17 protein-coding genes are annotated in these 19,153 nt (G+C 41.6%); 14 read left to right on the top strand and 3 right to left on the bottom strand.

Annotated features, from left to right (window positions below; genetic code table 11):
• Positions 1 to 155 precede the first annotated feature (155 nt).
• The 5 genes from QNH36_RS14620 (at position 156) to odhB (ending at position 6,712) form a co-directional block, all read left to right on the top strand.
• Positions 156 to 734: a hypothetical protein gene (locus QNH36_RS14620; RefSeq protein WP_283903711.1), complete on the top strand. Its 579-nt coding sequence runs from the start codon at positions 156 to 158 to the stop codon at positions 732 to 734.
• Positions 735 to 876: 142 nt separating this feature from the next.
• A complete protein-coding gene (mnmH, locus tag QNH36_RS14615) occupies positions 877 to 1,944 on the top strand; it encodes a tRNA 2-selenouridine(34) synthase MnmH (protein WP_251540517.1) in 1,068 nt (355 codons plus the stop codon).
• Between the two features lie 125 nt (positions 1,945 to 2,069).
• A complete protein-coding gene (locus tag QNH36_RS14610) occupies positions 2,070 to 2,306 on the top strand; it encodes a hypothetical protein (protein ID WP_144479731.1) in 237 nt (78 codons plus the stop codon).
• A 274-nt stretch (positions 2,307 to 2,580) separates the two neighbouring features.
• The gene (locus tag QNH36_RS14605) at positions 2,581 to 5,436 is read left to right on the top strand and encodes a 2-oxoglutarate dehydrogenase E1 component (RefSeq protein ID WP_283905424.1); all 2,856 of its coding nucleotides are present in this window, start codon (positions 2,581 to 2,583) and stop codon (positions 5,434 to 5,436) included.
• A complete protein-coding gene (gene odhB, locus QNH36_RS14600; protein WP_283903710.1) occupies positions 5,423 to 6,712 on the top strand; it encodes a 2-oxoglutarate dehydrogenase complex dihydrolipoyllysine-residue succinyltransferase in 1,290 nt (429 codons plus the stop codon). Before QNH36_RS14605 ends, odhB begins: the two co-directional genes overlap by 14 nt.
• 930 nt (positions 6,713 to 7,642) lie before the next feature.
• On the opposite strand, the gene QNH36_RS14595 is transcribed toward odhB, so the two are convergent.
• Together QNH36_RS14595 and sda are read right to left on the bottom strand one after the other, a co-directional pair.
• Positions 7,643 to 8,449: an NERD domain-containing protein gene (locus tag QNH36_RS14595; RefSeq protein ID WP_283903709.1), complete on the bottom strand. Its 807-nt coding sequence runs from the start codon at positions 8,447 to 8,449 to the stop codon at positions 7,643 to 7,645.
• A 606-nt stretch (positions 8,450 to 9,055) separates the two neighbouring features.
• A complete protein-coding gene (sda, locus tag QNH36_RS14590) occupies positions 9,056 to 9,190 on the bottom strand; it encodes a sporulation histidine kinase inhibitor Sda (protein WP_144479725.1) in 135 nt (44 codons plus the stop codon).
• Positions 9,191 to 9,488: 298 nt separating this feature from the next.
• Here sda and QNH36_RS14585 point away from each other — a divergent pair, with 298 nt between their 5' ends.
• From QNH36_RS14585 to QNH36_RS14545, 9 genes are all read left to right on the top strand, one after another.
• A complete protein-coding gene (locus QNH36_RS14585; protein ID WP_283903708.1) occupies positions 9,489 to 10,622 on the top strand; it encodes an MBL fold metallo-hydrolase in 1,134 nt (377 codons plus the stop codon).
• 306 nt (positions 10,623 to 10,928) lie between these two features.
• On the top strand, positions 10,929 to 11,498 hold the full coding sequence (locus QNH36_RS14580) for an FAD-dependent oxidoreductase (RefSeq protein ID WP_283903707.1): 570 nt from the start codon (positions 10,929 to 10,931) through the stop codon (positions 11,496 to 11,498).
• Between the two features lie 148 nt (positions 11,499 to 11,646).
• Complete coding sequence (locus QNH36_RS14575; protein ID WP_283905423.1) at positions 11,647 to 13,287, top strand: AMP-binding protein; 1,641 nt, start codon at positions 11,647 to 11,649, stop codon at positions 13,285 to 13,287.
• A 238-nt stretch (positions 13,288 to 13,525) separates the two neighbouring features.
• Positions 13,526 to 14,077 carry a GNAT family N-acetyltransferase gene (locus QNH36_RS14570; RefSeq protein ID WP_283903706.1) on the top strand — a complete coding sequence of 184 codons (552 nt, stop codon included), beginning with the start codon at positions 13,526 to 13,528 and terminating at the stop codon, positions 14,075 to 14,077.
• Between the two features lie 173 nt (positions 14,078 to 14,250).
• Positions 14,251 to 14,520: a hypothetical protein gene (locus QNH36_RS14565; protein ID WP_144479717.1), complete on the top strand. Its 270-nt coding sequence runs from the start codon at positions 14,251 to 14,253 to the stop codon at positions 14,518 to 14,520.
• A 115-nt stretch (positions 14,521 to 14,635) separates the two neighbouring features.
• Complete coding sequence (locus tag QNH36_RS14560) at positions 14,636 to 15,304, top strand: SOS response-associated peptidase (protein ID WP_251540510.1); 669 nt, start codon at positions 14,636 to 14,638, stop codon at positions 15,302 to 15,304.
• Positions 15,305 to 15,857: 553 nt separating this feature from the next.
• Entirely contained in the window at positions 15,858 to 16,061 is a 204-nt protein-coding gene (locus QNH36_RS14555; protein WP_144479713.1) for a hypothetical protein, read from the top strand.
• A gap of 70 nt (positions 16,062 to 16,131) precedes the next feature.
• Complete coding sequence (locus tag QNH36_RS14550) at positions 16,132 to 16,338, top strand: DUF6501 family protein (RefSeq protein ID WP_251540508.1); 207 nt, start codon at positions 16,132 to 16,134, stop codon at positions 16,336 to 16,338.
• A gap of 165 nt (positions 16,339 to 16,503) precedes the next feature.
• Positions 16,504 to 17,082, top strand: coding sequence for a GNAT family N-acetyltransferase (locus tag QNH36_RS14545; RefSeq protein WP_251540506.1), 579 nt, complete (start codon positions 16,504 to 16,506; stop codon positions 17,080 to 17,082).
• Positions 17,083 to 17,177: 95 nt separating this feature from the next.
• Here QNH36_RS14545 and abc-f read toward each other — a convergent pair whose 3' ends face one another.
• Positions 17,178 to 18,896, bottom strand: a complete 1,719-nt coding sequence (gene abc-f, locus QNH36_RS14540; RefSeq protein ID WP_283903705.1) for a ribosomal protection-like ABC-F family protein — start codon at positions 18,894 to 18,896, stop codon at positions 17,178 to 17,180.
• Between the last annotated feature and the right edge of the window lie 257 nt (positions 18,897 to 19,153).

The raw sequence follows: 19,153 nt of genomic DNA, 5'->3' as shown, positions 1-19,153 counted from the left end.
TTTGTCACGGCTGACCATCGTTATTTTTTACAAAAACGTGCGATTTGTTACAGTACTTTATCATTATATTTATATATACTTTATTTAAAGTAGTGTTGCACACATGGGAAGATAAAAGACGAAATATTTAGTTATTACAAAGGAAGTTGACCGATATGAAAATATACGAGGCGATTCTCACAATACTCCAGGAAAAGGGAAACGCAACGATCCCAGTCATATGTGAGGAAATGAATGAGCAGGCACCAAACCTGCCCCGCGACAGAAATCCGATTCTTGAACCTTCTTATATTAAAACATTGATCAGCAGGAATACTGAATGGTTCGTTCTAAATGACGACACTGTATCCATCAGGCCTGACAAAGAACCAATGCTGCTGACCGTAGTACTGCATGGTTATCCTGGGCCTGAGATGAGAGTAAGAATAAATTTTAAAAGAAATATCTTCACGTATTTTGAATGGCATCTTGATTCAAAAGCGCCTGGGCCCCTAAGGACGGGAAACTATGGCAGTTTGCTAGAATTCAAAAAACTGCTGTATTCGTTTAAGTTGTGGGATTGGCAGGATGATTACCACACAGAGGGAATTGTCGTCGATGGTACCAGCTGGTCAGTTACTCTTAATACAAAAGGAAAGACCTATGAAAGTAAAGGCCTTGAAGCTTTTCCAAGGGAATGGGTGGAATTTTGCAAGGCCCTCAGCAAACTCGTTGGAATTGAGTTTTCGTGTTGACCGCAGACGCACTGCGGTTTTTTTCTTTCCCAAAATATGATACGATGGAGTTTATTAAAAAAGATTTAAGAGTAAAACTAGAACTATTTTTCAAATAATAGAAGCAGTTTTACTTTATGGACCATGGAGGTCAATTGGAAAAATGAAAGACATATCTGTACAAGAATTAATCAGCTCAAGTAAATATATCCCTGTTGATGTTAGAGCGCCAATTGAGCATAAGGAATCAGCGATACCCGGTTCTGTGAATATACCGTTGTTTACCGATGACGAAAGACAGGAAATTGGCACTCTATACAAAAAATCAGGAGAGGAAGCAGCTAAATGGCGGGCGATGGAAATTGTATCCCCGAAGCTGCCACGTCTTCTTGGTGAAATAAAAGAACTGAAAAAGACCGGTGCTGAGCCTATCATTCATTGCTGGAGAGGCGGGATGAGAAGCCGGTCCGTTGCTTCGTTCCTCGAATATGCAGGAATACCATCCTATCGGCTTGAGGGCGGATATCGCGCCTACCGGGAGTATATTTTGGAAAGAATCCCCGAAATATTACCTCAAAAGGCAGTTGTTTTGCACGGGATGACAGGGACAGGAAAGACAGATCTTTTGAAAGCTTTGCAGGAAAAAGGCTATCCTGTTGTCGATCTTGAACAAATGGCCAACCATAGGGGATCGATTTTTGGAATGATTGGGATGGGTGAAGCCCACAACCAAAAAACCTTCGATGCACTGCTATTTGATCGACTGAATGAAATAAAAGGAGCGAATTACTTTATCATTGAGGCAGAAAGCAAGAGAATTGGACGGGCTGCCCAACCTGATGAAATGATTGCCAAAAAGTCCGAGGGGATTCATTTCCTTGTCAAAAGTTCAATTCCCAAGAGGGTTCAGCGTATATATGATGAGTATGTACATCCTTTTAAAGAAGAAGCCTGGTTTGAAGAAGAAGTAAAAGAAAAAGTCACCAAGCTTCTTAGGCGGATTTCCCAGGATGCGGCAACATCACTTCAAGTTGCCTTGAAAGAAAAAAATTATCTGGATCTGATTGAAATCCTGTTAATTCATTATTATGACCCACGTTATGGACATGCACTTCAGGAGTATTCAGGTCCCTTTCATGAAATCGATGCTGATGCGCCTGATGTATTGGAGCAACTTGAGAAAAAAATCACACACGCTATTACTAATTCCAATAGTGGTTTAAAAATTTGATGGAATGGTAATTAAGTAAGGAGAGCAATTATTTTGCTTTCCTTTTCTTTATGAGTTTTATCACTGAATATTTAGATAATTTGATATATAATATAGTAAGGGACTATTTCGTGGGAGGCTGGAATATGAGCGAATCAAAAACTTGTCATCATCGTTTTTCAATGCATGAAGAAGGCGTTGGATTCACCAATAATGATGGAGTCGACATATTCAATGCAGGTTCAAGGTTCCAAAAAAGCATTACCTGTGGTCACAGTGAATTGCCTGTTGAACATAATGAAATGATTGAGGCAAATCAAATAGAAAAAAGAAATAACCTTTTTGCGCCGAAGAACATGTATGTCACCATGATGAATCTTTAAGAATATGAATGTCTTTATATATTTTTAACCTATAACCGGTAACCACCGGTTTTTTTTATTGTGTACATTTTTTTGAAATAATAAAATCCGGGAAATTATTTAACACTATAGTGATAGTCAAAACCTTTGGTTAAAAGAAAATATCATGTTAAAATATCAATGTAACCGTTTGATATCTGAATTATATTATTATTCTTTGATTTTACCGTTAAAAAAGAATACGACAGGGTAACAAATAATTAGCATACTTTACGAAAAGCAAGGGGGTTATATGATGAAAAAGCCTGTTACGGAACGTACAGAATGGCCGGGATTTTATGGGGCCAATCAAGGATATGTGGAAGAATTGTATGAATTGTACCTGCAAGACCAAAATGCGGTAGATCCTGAGATGAAGGCATATTTTGAACAGAACTCTAAGAAGAGAATGTCAGCAAATCAAGATGTCAATTTTCCGAAGTCAACGGCAGCATATACGTCTGGAAATCCAGCCAAAATCGCCGCCGTACTGAGATATGCAGATTATATTCGTTCGAACGGCCATTTATCTGCAAATATCTACCCTTTACAGTCAGGAAGTTTAGACACTGTGCTGGAAGGCCTGGAAAAGTGGGGACTGGCCGAAGAAGACTTAAACATGGTCCCTGTAGATCTCATATGTCCAAGTGCTCCTCCTGCTGTAAAAACTGGAAAAGAAGCCTTTGAATATCTGAAAAAAGTATATTCCAGTACAATAGCGTACGAATTTGAGCATGTAAATCAATTGGATGAAAAAGAGTGGCTAAGGAACAAAGTAGAATCAGGAGCACTGATTCCACAGGTGGAAGATGAAAGGAAGATTGGCTTATTTGAGCGCCTGGCAGAGGTCGAAAACTTCGAGAAATACCTGCACAGGACGTTTGTTGGGCAAAAACGTTTCTCAATCGAAGGCCTTGATGCAATGGTGCCGCTTTTGGATGAAGTTATAGCCGGAGCAGTAAATAATGGTGTTGAGACTATTAATATCGGAATGGCTCACCGGGGAAGGCTTAATGTCCTTGCCCATGTTTTAGGTAAGCCGTATGAGATGATTTTTGCCGAATTCCAGCATGCGCCAAACAAGGAATTGGTGCCTTCTGAAGGCTCGATTGGAATCAATTTTGGATGGACTGGAGATGTAAAGTACCATCTGGGAATTGACCGTAAAATCAAATCAGGTACTACCGCCAATGCAAGATTGACACTTGCCAATAATCCAAGTCACCTTGAATTCGCCGGCGCGGTTGTTGAAGGCTTTACACGTGCAGCGCAGGATGACCGAAATCTCCCCGGAAATGCAAAATATGATCCTGTTAAGGCGATGGCTATCCTGATTCATGGTGATGCGGCTTTTCCAGGACAGGGGATTGTGGCGGAAACCTTGAATTTAAGCCGCTTGCACGGATTCAAGACCGGCGGAACTGTTCATGTCATAGCAAACAATACGATTGGCTTTACAACAGAATCCATGGATTCCAGATCAACAAGGTATGCCAGTGACCTTGCAAAGGGATATGAAATACCAATCATCCATGTGAACGCCGATGATCCCGAAGCCTGTTTGATGGCAGCAAGGCTGGCCTTTGAATACAGGAAGACATTCGGCAAAGATTTCTTGATTGACTTGATTGGGTACCGACGATTCGGCCATAACGAAATGGATGAACCAATGACAACCAATCCGGAAATGTATAAGCTTGTCCACAATCACCCAACAGTCAAGGAGCTTTACGGGAAAAAGCTCGTATCTCAGGGTGTGTTCACTGAAGAAAAACGGGCAGAAATAGAAGATAAAATAAACTCAACCCTGAAAGCGGCCAATGAAAAAGTTCCAAAAGCAGAGAAAGAGGTTAAAAGAGAGCCTGATATTCCAGAAGTAGTTGAAATGGGCATTCCGAGGATCAATACAGGGGTACCGGCAGAGATTTTGAAGAAAATTAATAGTGACCTTCTTAAATGGCCGGAAGGCTTCAATGTTTTCAATAAATTGGCGAAAATCCTGCAAAGAAGGCAGGATGCATTCGCTGAAGACGGAAAAATCGATTGGGGCCTCGCCGAGACTCTGGCCTTTGCTTCCATTTTACAAGAAGGGACGCCAGTAAGATTGACAGGTCAGGATTCAGAGCGCGGAACGTTTGCCCAAAGAAATCTTGTGCTGCATGACAGTAATAGCGGGGAACAATTCTCGCCGCTCCATACTTTGCCGGATGCCAGGGCTTCTTTCTCCATCCATAATAGCCCTTTATCTGAGGCGGCAGTTGTGGGATTTGAATATGGCTATAATGTTTTTGCTCCCGAAACCCTGGTTCTCTGGGAAGCTCAATATGGAGATTTCGCGAATGCTGCTCAGGTCCTGTTTGATCAGTTCGTCGCAGCTGGAAGGGCAAAGTGGGGACAGAAATCAGGTCTAGTGATGCTTTTGCCGCACGGATATGAAGGACAGGGACCAGAACATTCGAGTGGCAGGGTTGAGAGATTTCTAACTTTAGCCGCAGAAAATAACTGGACTGTTGCCAATCTTTCCTCTGCGGCCCAATACTTCCATATCCTCAGGAGGCAGGCAAAGATTTTAAAACAGGAATCGGTTCGCCCTCTCGTGTTGATGACACCTAAAAGTCTGTTAAGGAACCCGCTGGTAGCGGCAGACCCAACACAACTGACTGAAGGAAGCTTCGAGCCAATTTTCGAACAGCCTGGACTTGGGTCTAAACCTGAGCAAGTGGAAAGGGTCGTGTTATGTTCCGGAAAAGTGAGCATCGATATTGCAGAGCAACTAAGTGGTGAGGACAATGACTGGCTGCATGTGCTAAGAGTTGAAGAAATCTATCCTTTCCCGCTGAATGAGCTAAAAGAAATATTAGGCCGTTATCCAAACTTAAAAGAAGTCGTTTGGGTCCAGGAAGAACCTAAAAATATGGGAGCCTGGACATTTGTTGAACCGCGGATCAATGAAGCGGCTCCAAAAGAAATCAAAGTAGCCTATATCGGACGCAGAAGAAGGTCCAGTCCGGCTGAAGGAGATCCTAATACCCATAAGTTGGAACAAGCAAGGATCGTTCGCGATGCACTGACTAAGACAAATAGAGGAGGAAACGACAATGGCAGAAATTAAAGTTCCTGAACTCGCTGAATCAATTACCGAAGGAACGATTGCCCAGTGGCTGAAACAAAAGGGTGACCAAGTCCAAAAAGGTGAATATATCGTTGAACTGGAAACGGATAAAGTCAATGTGGAAATTATTTCTGATTATGATGGAGTTTTGACAGAACTGCTTGCGGAAGAAGGCGATACTGTTAAAGTTGGGGAAGCCATAGCAGTTGTAGGTGAACAAGCTGGCGGAGAACAGATCAAAGCTGAGGAACAGGGCAAGGAAGCTGAATCCCCAGATGAACCTGCTGAAAATCAACAAACTCAGAGCGCACAACCTGAGAACCAAGCTGGCAGGGAAGAACATTCTGCAGATGATGACAGTCAGGGCCGGGTTATTGCTTCTCCTGCAGCACGAAAACTCGCGAGGGAAAAGGGGATCAACCTGAACCAGGTGTCTTCTCAGGATCCACTTGGAAGAGTCAGGAAGCAGGATGTTGAATCGTATACCCCTAACCAGCAAAAGCCAGAAGACAACAAGCCTGCAAATAACAGGCCGGAAAAAGCGGCACCCGCAGCTGCTGCCAATGAGGATAATACTCGCTTTGAACGCATCAAGATGTCAAGAAGACGGCAGACCATCGCCAATAGGCTGGTAGAGGTACAACAAACAGCAGCCATGCTAACAACCTTCAATGAAGTCGACATGACAGCCGTCATGGAATTGAGAAAGAAGTGGAAGGACCGCTTCTTTGAAGAAAACGATGTCCGCCTAGGCTTCATGTCTTTCTTTACAAAAGCGGTTGTCGCAGCATTGAAGAAGACACCGTATCTGAATGCAGAAATCCAGGGTGACGAGTTTGTCCTGAAGAAATTTTACGACATCGGTGTCGCTGTTGCTGCAGATGAAGGACTGGTTGTCCCAGTAATCAGGGATGCCGACAGGAAAAACTTTGCTGAGATCGAACGCGACATCAATGATCTCGCCGAAAAAGCGAGATCGAACAAGCTATCCCTGAAAGACCTTCAGGGTGGAAGCTTCACAATCACAAATGGAGGCGTGTTCGGATCATTGCTATCAACGCCAATCCTCAACGGCCCGCAGGTAGGCATCCTTGGCATGCACACCATCCAGCTTCGTCCAGTAGCAATCGATAAGGACCGCATGGAAAACAGGCCAATGATGTACATCGCCCTATCCTACGACCACAGGATCGTTGACGGAAAAGAAGCAGTTACCTTCTTGAAACACATTAAACAGCTCATGGAAGACCCAGAATCATTGTTGTTGCAGGGATAAGTATTGGAAAAGCATTGCCGAGGTTGGCAGTGCTTTTCGTCTTATTTGAGAATTGAGCGGTGGCTAGCGATCGAACTCTGGAGCTGTGAAGTTTGTCAAGAAATCGATGTTATTTTGACAGGTTTGGAGGATGAAGCCGCTAAGCTGTCAAAAAACCGATATTATTTTGACAGGTTTGGAGGATGAAGCCGCTAAGCTGTCAAAAAACCGATATTATTTTGACAGGTTTGGAGGATGAAGCGCCAAAGGTGTCAAGAAAGTGTTGTTATTTTGACAGGTTTGAAGGAAAGAGCGCCAAAGCTGTCAAGAAAGTGATGTTATTTTGACAGGATTGGAGGAGAGAGCGCCAAAGCTGTCAAGAAAGTGATGTTATTTTGACAGGTTTGGAGGAGGAAGCCGCTAAGCTGTCCAAAAAACGATGTTATTTTGACAGGTATGAAGGATGAAGCGCCAAAGCTGTCAAGAAAGTGATGTTATTGTGACAGGTTTGAAGGTTGAAGCCGCTAAGCTGTCCAAAAAACGATGTTATTTTGACAGGTTTGGAGGATGAAGCGCCAAAGCTGTCAAGAAAGTGATGTTATTGTGACAGGTTTGAAGGTTGAAGCCGCTAAGCTGTCCAAAAAACGATGTTATTTTGACAGGTATGAAGGATGAAGCGCCAAAGCTGTCAAGAAAGTGATGTTATTGTGACAGGTTTGAAGGTTGAAGCCGCTAAGCTGTCCAAAAAACGATGTTATTTTGACAGGTTTGGAGGATGAAGCGCCAAAGCTGTCAAGAAAGTGATGTTATTGTGACAGGTTTGAAGGTTGAAGCCGCTAAGCTGTCAAGAAAACGATGTTATTTTGACAGGTTTGAGGTTGAAACCGCTAAGCTGTCATGAACCGTGTCTAACCTTAGGATTTAAACCCCAGATAGTCACCAACTCAGCAATCATTCAAAATATACGTCTTTTGTCTTGCCAACTGTTTTATAGTTCTTCTTCAAAACTCTCAAGAATGTCCTCTTACTAACCTTCCCATTACACCAATCATAAATATTTTGTGTGGTGATTTTTATTTCAGGAAAAAGTACCTTGATTTCCTCTATATGTCGCAGAATCGCCTTTTCGATTCTTTCATGTGTTCCGCACTTTCCGCAAACGAGGTCGTAATGATCTACCTCAGTATTCAATGACCCACATTCCCGGCAATGCATTCCTTTTTCCAGCTGTTCATATTTGTAATTTGGAAAAGTGGAATATGGATTTTTAGTTTGATGCATTGAAAGCAGGGTTTGAGCTAGTTTCTGATGGCTCTTGTCCAATGCAGAGGGTGTGTTGTTTAGCTCTTTAATAAATCTTTTTACTTGTGTTGGTAGAATGATTGGCTGATCTATAGGGGCCTGGTAAAGGGTGAATTCAGGGTTGACGAAGACGGCGGAGGCACGGACGAGGTGGTCCATGTTAAGGTTTTGGAGCAGCTGACGGAATAGGGTTTCACTTCGTTTTAATTGGATGACAGGGTTTTTTTGCTCTCTTCCGCTATTGACGGATAACAATTTTTCTCCATCGATATAATAATCTCCTTCGTGATATTTCACATCGTTAAGATAAACCGCATCCTTGGAAATGATCACTTTATCAAGCTGGAAATATGAATTATTCACCTGGAGGAGCAGGTCGTCAATGATATACCTTTCTTCCGATAGGCTTTCGGTCATCCTGTCGAATATCAATTCGCCTGTATAACCTTTTTCCATAGACTTCAACCTGAATTTTTCATTTGAGGGCAAATCCATTCGTTTGTTCAAATACCTTAATGTTAATAATTCCAATGGCTCGGTGCGTACTTTAAGTAACATGGTCCACTTCCTTTCTATATTTTTATTGTAAGCTAATTGCTCACAGACATTTGTGAATTTTTTGTTAACAACATCCGACAAAAAAAACCGCTCCACTGCCAATCAGGCAGCAAAGCGGCGATTTTCTTAAGGTACTTTTCGTTATTTCAGTTTTCAATTCCAAATCACAAGCGACAATGTCAATAAGGTACTTTTCTTTTTGTCAGTTTCAATTCCAAATCACAAGCGACAATGTCAATAAGGTACTTTTCTTTTTGTCAGTTTTCAATTCCAAATCACAAGCGACGATGTCAATAAGGTACTTTCCATTTTTTCAGTTTTCTAATCCAATTCACAAACAGCGCTGTCACTTAGTTTCTTTTCAATATTCCAGTTTTCAATTCCAATTCACAAGCGGCAATGGTCATTAGGCTTTTCAATTGTTTACTTTTCCACCATAAATCAAGCTGCGTTGTTACTAGACATTCTTTCGTAGGTCTTCTTTCGCCAGTCTTCCAATTCGGTTTAACGGTTTTTAAATGGCTTGAGTCCTCTTTTGGATATTTCGGTTTTTAAAACCTTTGCCCATTCTTTATCACTTTCCGACTTTAATGCATCACGATACGAGACCACCAATTGTTCATTGCTCATAATTTTCATTTGCATTCCTCCTCGGTAAGAATGGATTGAATTTTCAAACTATATTGTATAGTTTCATTCATTGTAAAGGTTTATTAAGTATTTGAAAACCCATTATGAAGATTTTTTTTTAGCAATTTTTTCATGTTACAGAAGACAATCGATCGATTGCCTTATTTAATAGGTAAAACACCATTCGCACATTAGTAAACAAAAAAAGCTTGCAATTTTATTATCAACCATTTATTATATACCCATAAGGGTATTAGGTGGGGATCTGATACCATGACATATCTTTTATACAGGGAGGAATTTTAAAATGGGTATGCAAGCGATCACTGCTGAAAAACTAAATGAATGGGTAGTTAGCAAGAAGGATTTTTTCATTTTTGATGTAAGAAATGTTAAAGACTTTGAAGACTGGAAGGTTGAGGGTGAGAATATTGAATACCTCAATATCCCTTACTTTGAATTGATTGACGGCGTGGAAGAGGTTGTTGACCAGCTTCCTAAGGATAAGGATATCGTCGTTATCTGCGCTAAGGAAGGCTCTTCAGTCATGGTAGCTGAAATGCTTTCTGATGCTGGTTTCGAAGTATCATACCTTTCCGGCGGAATGAAGTCATGGAGCGAGTATTTATATCCGGTTGAAGTGTATAAGGATGACGAAATCAAAGTTTTTCAGTTCATCCGTGTTGGAAAAGGATGCCTGTCATACATGGTCCTTTCTGAAAACGAGGCGCTTGTTGTTGACCCATCAAGGTTCACAAACCGTTATACAGACGTTGCTGAAAAAGAAAATGTGAAAATCACTCACATCGTCGATTCACATCTCCATGCTGACCATCTGTCTGGCGGCAAGGAACTGGCTGACGTAACTGGAGCAAAATATTATCTAATGAAGAGTGAAGGCGCAGTATTTGACTTTGAAGCGCTGGAACAGCATGATAAAATTGAATTTGAGAACATCATTCTCGAAGTATTAGCTGTCAAAACGCCTGGACATACCCCTGGCAGTGTTTCGTTTTTCGTGAATAATAAACTTTTATTCTCTGGAGATACAATCTTCGTAAACGGTCTTGGCCGTCCAGATCTTGGCGGAAAAGCTGCAGAGTGGGCAAAAGACCTGTATGATACTGTGTATAGCAAAGTATCGCAAATTGCAGATGACGTGATTGTTTTGCCAGGACACTATGCTGCTTTTGACAACGAGGTGAATACGGAAGGTTTCATTGGAAGCCAGTTAGGTTTGATCCGCAAGCAAAATGAGATCATGGCAGGCAAGACAATTGAAGAGTTTGTCGACCATGTAGCACAATCTGCATCAAGCGAGACACCGCCAAATTTTGAAGATATTGTTGCAATCAACCGCGGTGTGAAAGAAGTGACAGCAGAAGAAGCAATGGAGCTGGAGATCGGTCCTAACCGTTGCGCTGTCCACCACACTCATTAAAAAATAAAAGAGGAGAGCACTGCTTTCCTCTTTTTATTGGTTTATACCAAAACGCATGTGAGGTGAGAATTTTTGGAAGAAGAAAAAAATAAAACAAATCAGTGTGCAGGCGGTTCCTGAGGAATCGGACCAAAACGTACAGGTGATGAAGGACAGGGGAAGTTTTCAGGCTTTCCTCCTATATGACCAGCCACGTACGTATGGCTCCTGGCAGGAGTCATTTATTTGATTTCTAAATTATTTTAAGCCTCCCTGTCAGGTTAGGGAGGATACATAAAGATGTAAACGAATTCGGGAGGAATATCTATGTTGAATGTTTTAGTGGTTGGCGGCGGGATTTCAGGTGGTTCTGCTGCCATTTACACTGCCCAGGGAGGATTGGACACCGCGGTCATCGATTCTGGAAAATCCCAGATTAAGCAGGTTTCAAAGGTGTTTAATTATCCTGGAATTAAAGAAATTACTGGACCAGAGCTGCTCGGAAACATCAAGGAACAAGCTGTTGCTGCTGGGACTGAATGGTTTGAGGGAACAGTACAATCTGTTGAACAGAAGGAAAGTGCCTTTGAAGTATCCTTGGCGGACGGAAGAAAGCTGGAAACGAAGTATCTTGTGGTCGCTACTAATATTCAGACATCCATTCTCGAGAGCCTTGGCTTTGAACTGGCTGTTAATGAGAAAGTGCCCAGCGGCAAAATAAAAAAGGTGCTTGGTATCGATCCGGACGGAAAAACCCATATTCCGAATCTATATATCACGAGCTTGCTTGCAGGTTTGTCAAGTCAGTCTGTCATTGCATCCGGGCACGGTGCCTCTGTAGGCATTTCAATTATGTCTATAGAGACAGGTAAATCCTATATGTGGCATGACAAATGATAAAGCAGGGAAATCTCCCTGTTTTTTTATTTTTTTCAGGAAAAAGGAAGGAATATATTTTAAAAAAATTGAATATTCAAACTTAGGTGATATAGTAAGTGGTAAACGCTTACACAATTTTACTTAAGGAGGTTATAGGATGGGGAATTTGCTGCCATATACTGTAGGGGAGTTACTGGAGGTACAAGCAAAAAGATATCCTGAACATGACGCTGTTGTTTATGCAGACAGGAATCTCAGGTTGAATTACAAGGAATTCAATGAGCTTTGCAGGAAAGCTGCAAGGGGACTGATGAAGCTGGGAGTTAGAAAAGGAGAGCATATTGCCGCCTGGTCTTCCAATACTCCAGAATGGGTGGTATCACAGTTTGCTTCAGGGAAAATGGGAGCGGTCCTGGTTACCGTCAATACGAACTACCGGACGGCTGAATTGGAATATTTGCTAAAGCAGTCAGATTCGACAACAATCATTCTGATGGAGCAGTTTAAGGATACTTCATACATTGATATGGTTTATGAAATTGTTCCTGAACTAAAAACGAGTGAACCTGGAAAGCTTGAAAGCGCCCGACTGCCATTTTTAAAAAATGTCATTGTCATGGGTGAAAAACGCTTCCCTGGTACATACAGCTGGCAGGATATTCTGGACATGGCGGATGGTGTTTCTGAAGATGAGCTGGACCAGCAGATGGCTACGTTAAAGCAGAGTGAAGTCATCAACATGCAATACACTTCGGGCACAACAGGTTTTCCGAAGGGTGTCATGCTCACCCACAGCAATATTGTGAACAATGCATATAATGTGGCTTCAGCTATGAAGCTGACTGATGAGGACAGGCTGTGCATCCCGGTACCGTTTTTTCATTGCTTCGGCTGCGTGATGGGTACACTTGCCTGCGCGACTGTAGGGGCAACAATGGTTCCTATACAGGAATTCAGCCCAAAAGCCGTCCTGGAAACGGTCGAAAAAGAAAAGTGTACTGCACTTCACGGGGTTCCTACGATGTTCATTGCCGAATTAAATGATCCAGAATTTGAAAAATATGATTTGTCATCTTTGAGGACGGGGATCATGGCAGGTTCGAATTGTCCGATAGAAGTGATGAAAGCTGTGAATGAGAAAATGGGAGCTTCTGAAATAACGATTGCCTATGGGCAGACTGAATCTTCCCCGGTCATCACACAGACAAGAACGAATGATCCGTTAGAATTAAGGGTAGAAACAGTCGGAAAAGCACTTCCGGAGGTTGAAGTGAAGATTGTCAAACCTGGCACGATGGAGGAGGTTCCACGCGGAGTACAGGGTGAATTATGCACACGAGGCTATCATGTCATGGATGGATATTACAAAAATCTTGATGCAACCAGGGAGGCGATCGATGAAGAAGGATGGCTGCACACGGGTGATCTTGCAGTAATGGATGAAAATGGATATTGCCGCGTGACCGGGCGATTAAAGGATATGATCATCAGAGGCGGGGAAAATATCTACCCGCGTGAAATAGAAGAATTTTTATACAGCCATCCGAAGGTTCTTGATGTCCAGGTGGTTGGAATACCGGATAGTGTTTATGGCGAGGAAGTGATGGCATGGATCATCATGAAAGAGGGTGAGAAGGCTACAGCAGGTGAAATCCAAGAATACTTCAAAGGGAAAATCTCAAAACACAAAATCCCGAGATATATTGAATTCACTGAAAGCTACCCTATGACGGCTTCGGGGAAAATCCAGAAATTCAAGCTAAGAGAACAAGCTATGGAAGCGGTGGAACAATTTAAAAGAGTATAAATGAGAAGGGATGGAATCAATAGATTCCGTCCTTTTCTATTGATTATTTTTTCCTAACTAACCTTAAGGAAAACCGGAGTCCTGGTTTATGGAATCTTGCCGGGCCCTCTTCATGGATTACCTGGCATTTATAATTCGATAACCAATCAATTTATGCGGAAATAAAAAATTTAAAATGATGTACAATTCAGCATGAAAAGATTAAAATCGTAAAGCAGGAAATTTTTGGAGGTAAACGATGCTGATAACCGAAAAAATTAAGAGTGTTAAAAACCTGACTTATACGATTAGATCGGCTGTTGAGGCAGATGGGGAGGCATTATCTGAATTAAGGCTGCAAATTGATGGGGAAACCGAAAATCTAGACCGTGAACCTGGTGAAGCTTATATTGATCCAAAAGGCTTTCAATCATTAATTAAAGCGGATTCAGATAGTGAGAGAAATCTATTTTTAGTGGCGGAAATGGATGGAAAGCTTGTTGGTTTTTCGAGGTGTGAAGGGACGGATTTGAAGAGATTCAACCATAAGGTTGAGTTTGGTGTAGGAGTCTTAAAGGAGTTCTGGGGCTTTGGGATTGGAAAAAGTCTGTTGCAGGAATCGATATCATGGGCTGATGAAAGTGGTATACATAAAATGACTTTGAATGTAATGGAAACAAATGAAGGTGCAAGGAAGCTATATGAAAGTCTTGGATTCGAAGTCGAAGGAATCCTAAAGAATGATAAAAAGCTCTCCGATGGAAAATATTATAATATGCTTATAATGGAGCGCTTGAACTTTCAAAAATAAGAAAGTGTAAATTAGCAAATTATATACACGTAATTACGAAATTTACAACATCTTTTTGAACTTTTTGTTACAACTCCAATGGTAGTATATTATTTAATACCATTACTCCCTATAATATAGTGTAAATACTTGTACCTGTAGCTGCAGGAATGAGAAAATGGGGGTCTGGTCGTATGAAATGGCTATTGGTTTTATTACTGACAACCATAAGTGTTTTATTTTTATTTAAAGGGCTCGAACTGTGGTCGGTCATTAACCATGTGGATGGAAATGGGATAAGGGTAAGCTTTTTGGGATTGGATATAAATGATCATGTATTGAATGAAAGTATATCAGGTTATGCCCTTGGGTTTACAATAGCATCGCTCATTCCTTTCCTGGTTGCGGCAAATATCGCGCTCAAAGCGAAAATCAAAAAGAATATAGATCCAAAGAACGTTTAAAGTAGCCTGGCTTAAAATAGAAGCTGGGCTTATTTTTTTCTATATGAAGGAATACGTTACTTTCTGAAAAGCAAAGGGAATGATATGAACAGTATAAAGATTGGAGGAAGACAGAATGTGTGGACGGTTTTCTTTGTTTGAAGACATAAACTCACTGAAGGGACAATTTCAATTCGAATTCCCTGAGGACATAGATGCCCGATACAACATTGCTCCCGGTCAGGACATTCTGACAGTGGTTGATCAGGGGGAAGGCAGGGGTGGAGCGAGGATGAGATGGGGGCTGATCCCTTTCTGGGCAGATGATGAAAAAATCGGTTACAGGATGATTAATGCTCGCGCTGAGACAGTCGATGAAAAAGCGAGCTTCAAGCAGGCGCTGAAACAAAGGCGGTGTCTGATACTGGCTGATGGATTTTACGAATGGAAAAAAGAAGGGAAACAAAAACACCCTTTTCGTTTTGGCTTGAAAAACAAGAAGCCCTTTGCTTTTGCAGGACTGTGGGAAAGCTGGAATAAAGGTGGAAGGAGCATTACTTCCTGTACAATCATTACGACAAAACCGAATGAAGTCACCGAAAAGGTACATGACAGAATGCCTGTCATTCTCCCGGAAAACAGGATTGGAATGTGGCTTGACCATTCAATAGATAACACTGATGAACTAAAAAAACTTTTGGTTCCCTATGAGGCAGGGGAGATGGAATCCTACGCGGTATCCACTGAAATTAACTCTGCAAAAAATGAGGGTAAAGAACTTATTGCACCATTAAACAGTCTATAATAAATGCTTTTGCGTACTTAATCGATGATATTTAAAGTGTCGGTTGATGTGTGTCTCAATTGTAATGCCAAAAGACCATGGGTATGAAAGATTCTAATTTTAAGGATCTGTTAAAGCTGAATGTTGTTTTTTAAACCCTGTTGATTGTAGTGGAAGGCGCGAAGACTCCTCCGAAAATGCTAACGCATTTCCATCGTGCGTGGGCAGATTCGAGGAAGCCATTCAATGTCCTGCGGGCGCAGCTGATCAGTTGAGACCCCGCAGGAGCAAAGCGACGAGGAGGCTCAGCGCCAGCCCCAAGGAAGAATTGCTTATGAAAAAGACGGCAATTGGTCTTTTTCATACTCTTCCAGCGGAAAGCGAAGCGCCTGGAACAAAAATCAACAGCCTTGTTAAACAGAGCCAATTTTTAAAAAAGAGCCTGTACAAAAACAAGTGCAAATCTTAAGAAAAATTTACCTTTTTCGCCGGATGTTTAATACAAGTCTTGATGGTGGTATAGATACTCACAGCCAAACACCAAGATGAAAACATCCTGGAAAGAGGGGTTAACATGAAGGGATTTTCCAAAACAGATTTTTATGAGCTGATTTATAAGAATGAACGGCTATCTTTCTTACAATATATTCGAAAAGATATCATTTGTGATGTTTGTTATATAACGCTGAAAAATGTGATTACAGGTGAAACCATGACATTTGATAAATCAGAAATCCGCGGGTTGCGCGTTGCTGGTGATGCAGCGAATGCCAGCTGAGTATTGCCTTTTCGATCACCTTATCCTTATACTATATAGTATGAAATTCAATTAAGGGAAGTGGCATAGGATGATCCATACAAACTGGCATGAACGTGAAACGATAAAGAAACTTAAATGCGTTCATACGAATGCAAAAAAATACATCGTCGATCAAAAGCTGACAACAGGAAAAATGTATGACGTGAAAAATGAAACGGAAGAGTTTTACTTCATTGTCGACAATTCCGGTAAAGTTGGCGGATATTATAAAGAGTATTTTGAAGAAGTGAAGTAAGACAATGGCTGCCCAGTTTACTGGGCAGTTTCTGTTTGTAAATAAGATATGCAAAGTGCTTGTTTCACGAATACAAGATTTAATAGAAAACTTTGAAAAAACCCTCCTGGAACATATTATTCAATGATATGATTATGAAATACAGATCGCTAGGGAGTGGGGAAGATGGACGATAGGCTCACGCTTGAAGGAGAAACAGTAAGACTGATCCTTATGAAACCCGACCAGCTGGATGACTTATGGGAAGCGGGCAAGAATCAGTCAATCTGGGAATTTACAGCATCAAAAATCCAAAGCAAGGAAGATATGAAAAAAGTTATCGAGGCCGCGATGATAGCAAAGGGTGAAGGGACACAAATTCCATTCACGGTAGTAGAGAAACAAACAGATAAAATCATTGGCAGCTCAAGGTATCTTGATCTTTCCAAGGTAAATAAATCATTGGAAATAGGCTGGACCTGGTACAATCCAGATTACTGGAGAACAAGAGTGAATACAGAAACAAAATTCCTGATGCTTCAGTATGCGTTTGAAAATCTCGATGTAAACAGGGTGCAATTTTGCACTGATTCAAGGAATGTACGTTCCCAAGCTGCAATTGCCCGTCTCGGTGCCAATAAAGAAGGTGTACTTCGGAAACATCGTATCATCGCCGATGGCTTTGTAAGGGATACCGTTGTCTTCAGTATCATCAAAGATGAGTGGTTAAAGTTGAAACCTATGCTGCTGGACAAGATGAAATAGATGGCGCTGGCAGTTCTGATTCTCTGAAGGCTTATTCATAGGGAGTGTGCACAAGCAAAAAAGCACCAAATGGTGCTTTTTTGTCATTTAATGGTTTACGCCAATTCCCTTTTCTTCCTAAATAGCTCTGCAAGCTTCTGGTCGAGTTCTTCGTAACCGGGCTCATCTTTAGTCATGTAGGAAAGCCTGCCGATAATAGCATTGATTTCATTCTGGAGGACCATCAGTTGTTCTGCTTTTTCCTTATCGTTATCCTTGCGTGTGTTTGCCTCATTATACTCCCGCATGCCAAATTCCTTTCTGGTTATTTTCCCATTTTCAATCACCAATAGTTTTTCGGTGATCTTCTCTAGGAAATAAACATCATGTGAAACAACCAGAAGCGACCCTTGAAAATCCAATAAAGTTTTTTCGAGGCTCTCCCTGCTCGCAAGGTCGAGATGATTAGTCGGTTCGTCCAGGACCAGCAAATCGAGTTCTTCAAGAAGCATCATGACAAGCTTCACTCTTGTCCTCTCTCCAAGACTTAATTGACCGATTGGAACGTTAAGCTTTTCTTCGTGGAGACCGATATTAGCAAAAATCGTTCTCGCTCTGCCGATTGCTTCGCGGTCTGTAAGTCCTGTGTATTCCATTGCCGTTTTTTCAGCAGGGAGGTCAGAAACATCCTGGCTTAGATAGCCAATTTTCAGAGATTCACTGAGCCAAACATCACCTGAAGATGCGTTTTCTTGACCAAGCAATATTTTCATCATGGTGGTTTTGCCGCTACCGTTTTGGCCGACCAATCCCATTTTTTCACCATGATTCACATAAAAATAGCTTTTATCAAACAAACAGCGATGGCCAAAATACTTTGACAGGGCAGCGGCTTCAATAATCCGTTTCCCCCGTTTTCGTCTGTCCTGGAATTCAAACTGTACCCTGGATTCCTCTTTAGGCTGTTTTACTTCCCCCTTTTCAAGTTCCTGGTTCAGGCGCTTCATCTTGGATTTTATTTGATTATCCATCTTCTTTGCCTTCATCCGATGGTATTCCTTATAGCCAATCTGCCTTCTTTCCGAAGCTGTACCTTGTTTCGTCGAATCCCGATGCGCTTTTTCAGACCAGCCCTTGAGGTTGGCAATTTGCTGCTGGATCTGCTGTTTGTGTTTTTGCTGCAATTCGTATTGATGCAGCTGAACTTGATACAATCTTTCCTTTTCCTGACGGTAAGCTGAATAATTGCCAGTGAATGATTTGGTTATGCCATCTTCCATTTCAATGATTTCTGAAACGGTTCTGTCCAGGAAATATCGATCGTGAGAAATAATTACAATGGCTCCTTTGAAAGCTCTTAGTTCCTCAATCAGCCATTCAACGCCCTGAAGGTCAAGGTGATTAGTCGGCTCATCCAGTATGAGCATTTCTGGCCTGCTGGCCCAGACACCAGCAAGCGAAAGTTTCAGCTTTTCACCGCCGCTTAAATTGCTCCAATTTCGATTGAACACATCAACTTCCTTTGTGAGTCCTAATTGGCTTGAATGATGGAAGAGGCCATTTTCCGCCAGGGGATATGCATCTTCTGTTTCAAGGAATGCTTGCTCTGTAGATTGTTTTAAATAGCCGATTTTTAGAGCGCCGTTAAACGTTTCGATGCTCCCTTTATCAGCGGGGAATTCACCATTGATTAGATTGGCCAATGTTGTTTTGCCGGCCCCATTGCTGCCTACCAGGCCGATCCGGCTGTCTTGTTTTATATCAAACTCCGCTTTTTGGATCACTATTCTTTCATTAAAGCTTTTCTGAATTCCTCTTATTTTCATGATTGCCATAATAATATTCCACCTTTCATTTTGTGATTAATGATTGAAGGTGAGTATGATATCCATTAAAAAAACCCCCCAGGTGTCCTGGAAGGTTCTGCTTGGCATTCAGACAGATTCAACGCCGAAATAGACATGGATGCCCCTGTTGGGCTTCATGCTTGTTTGGACGTATAAATCGACGAGGAATGGCAAATTGGGCAGACTAATCCTATCTCCAGGCACGCGTTTTTCGTATTAGAAAAATCGGGCAGAAAATAAGATTA

Origin of the sequence: Mesobacillus sp. AQ2 (genome assembly GCF_030122805.1) — a bacterium.
Classification (GTDB): Bacteria; Bacillota; Bacilli; order Bacillales; family Cytobacillaceae; genus Mesobacillus; species Mesobacillus oceanisediminis_A.
Note: the sequence above shows the minus strand (reverse complement) of the source record. Positions and strands in the feature narration are given on the sequence as shown.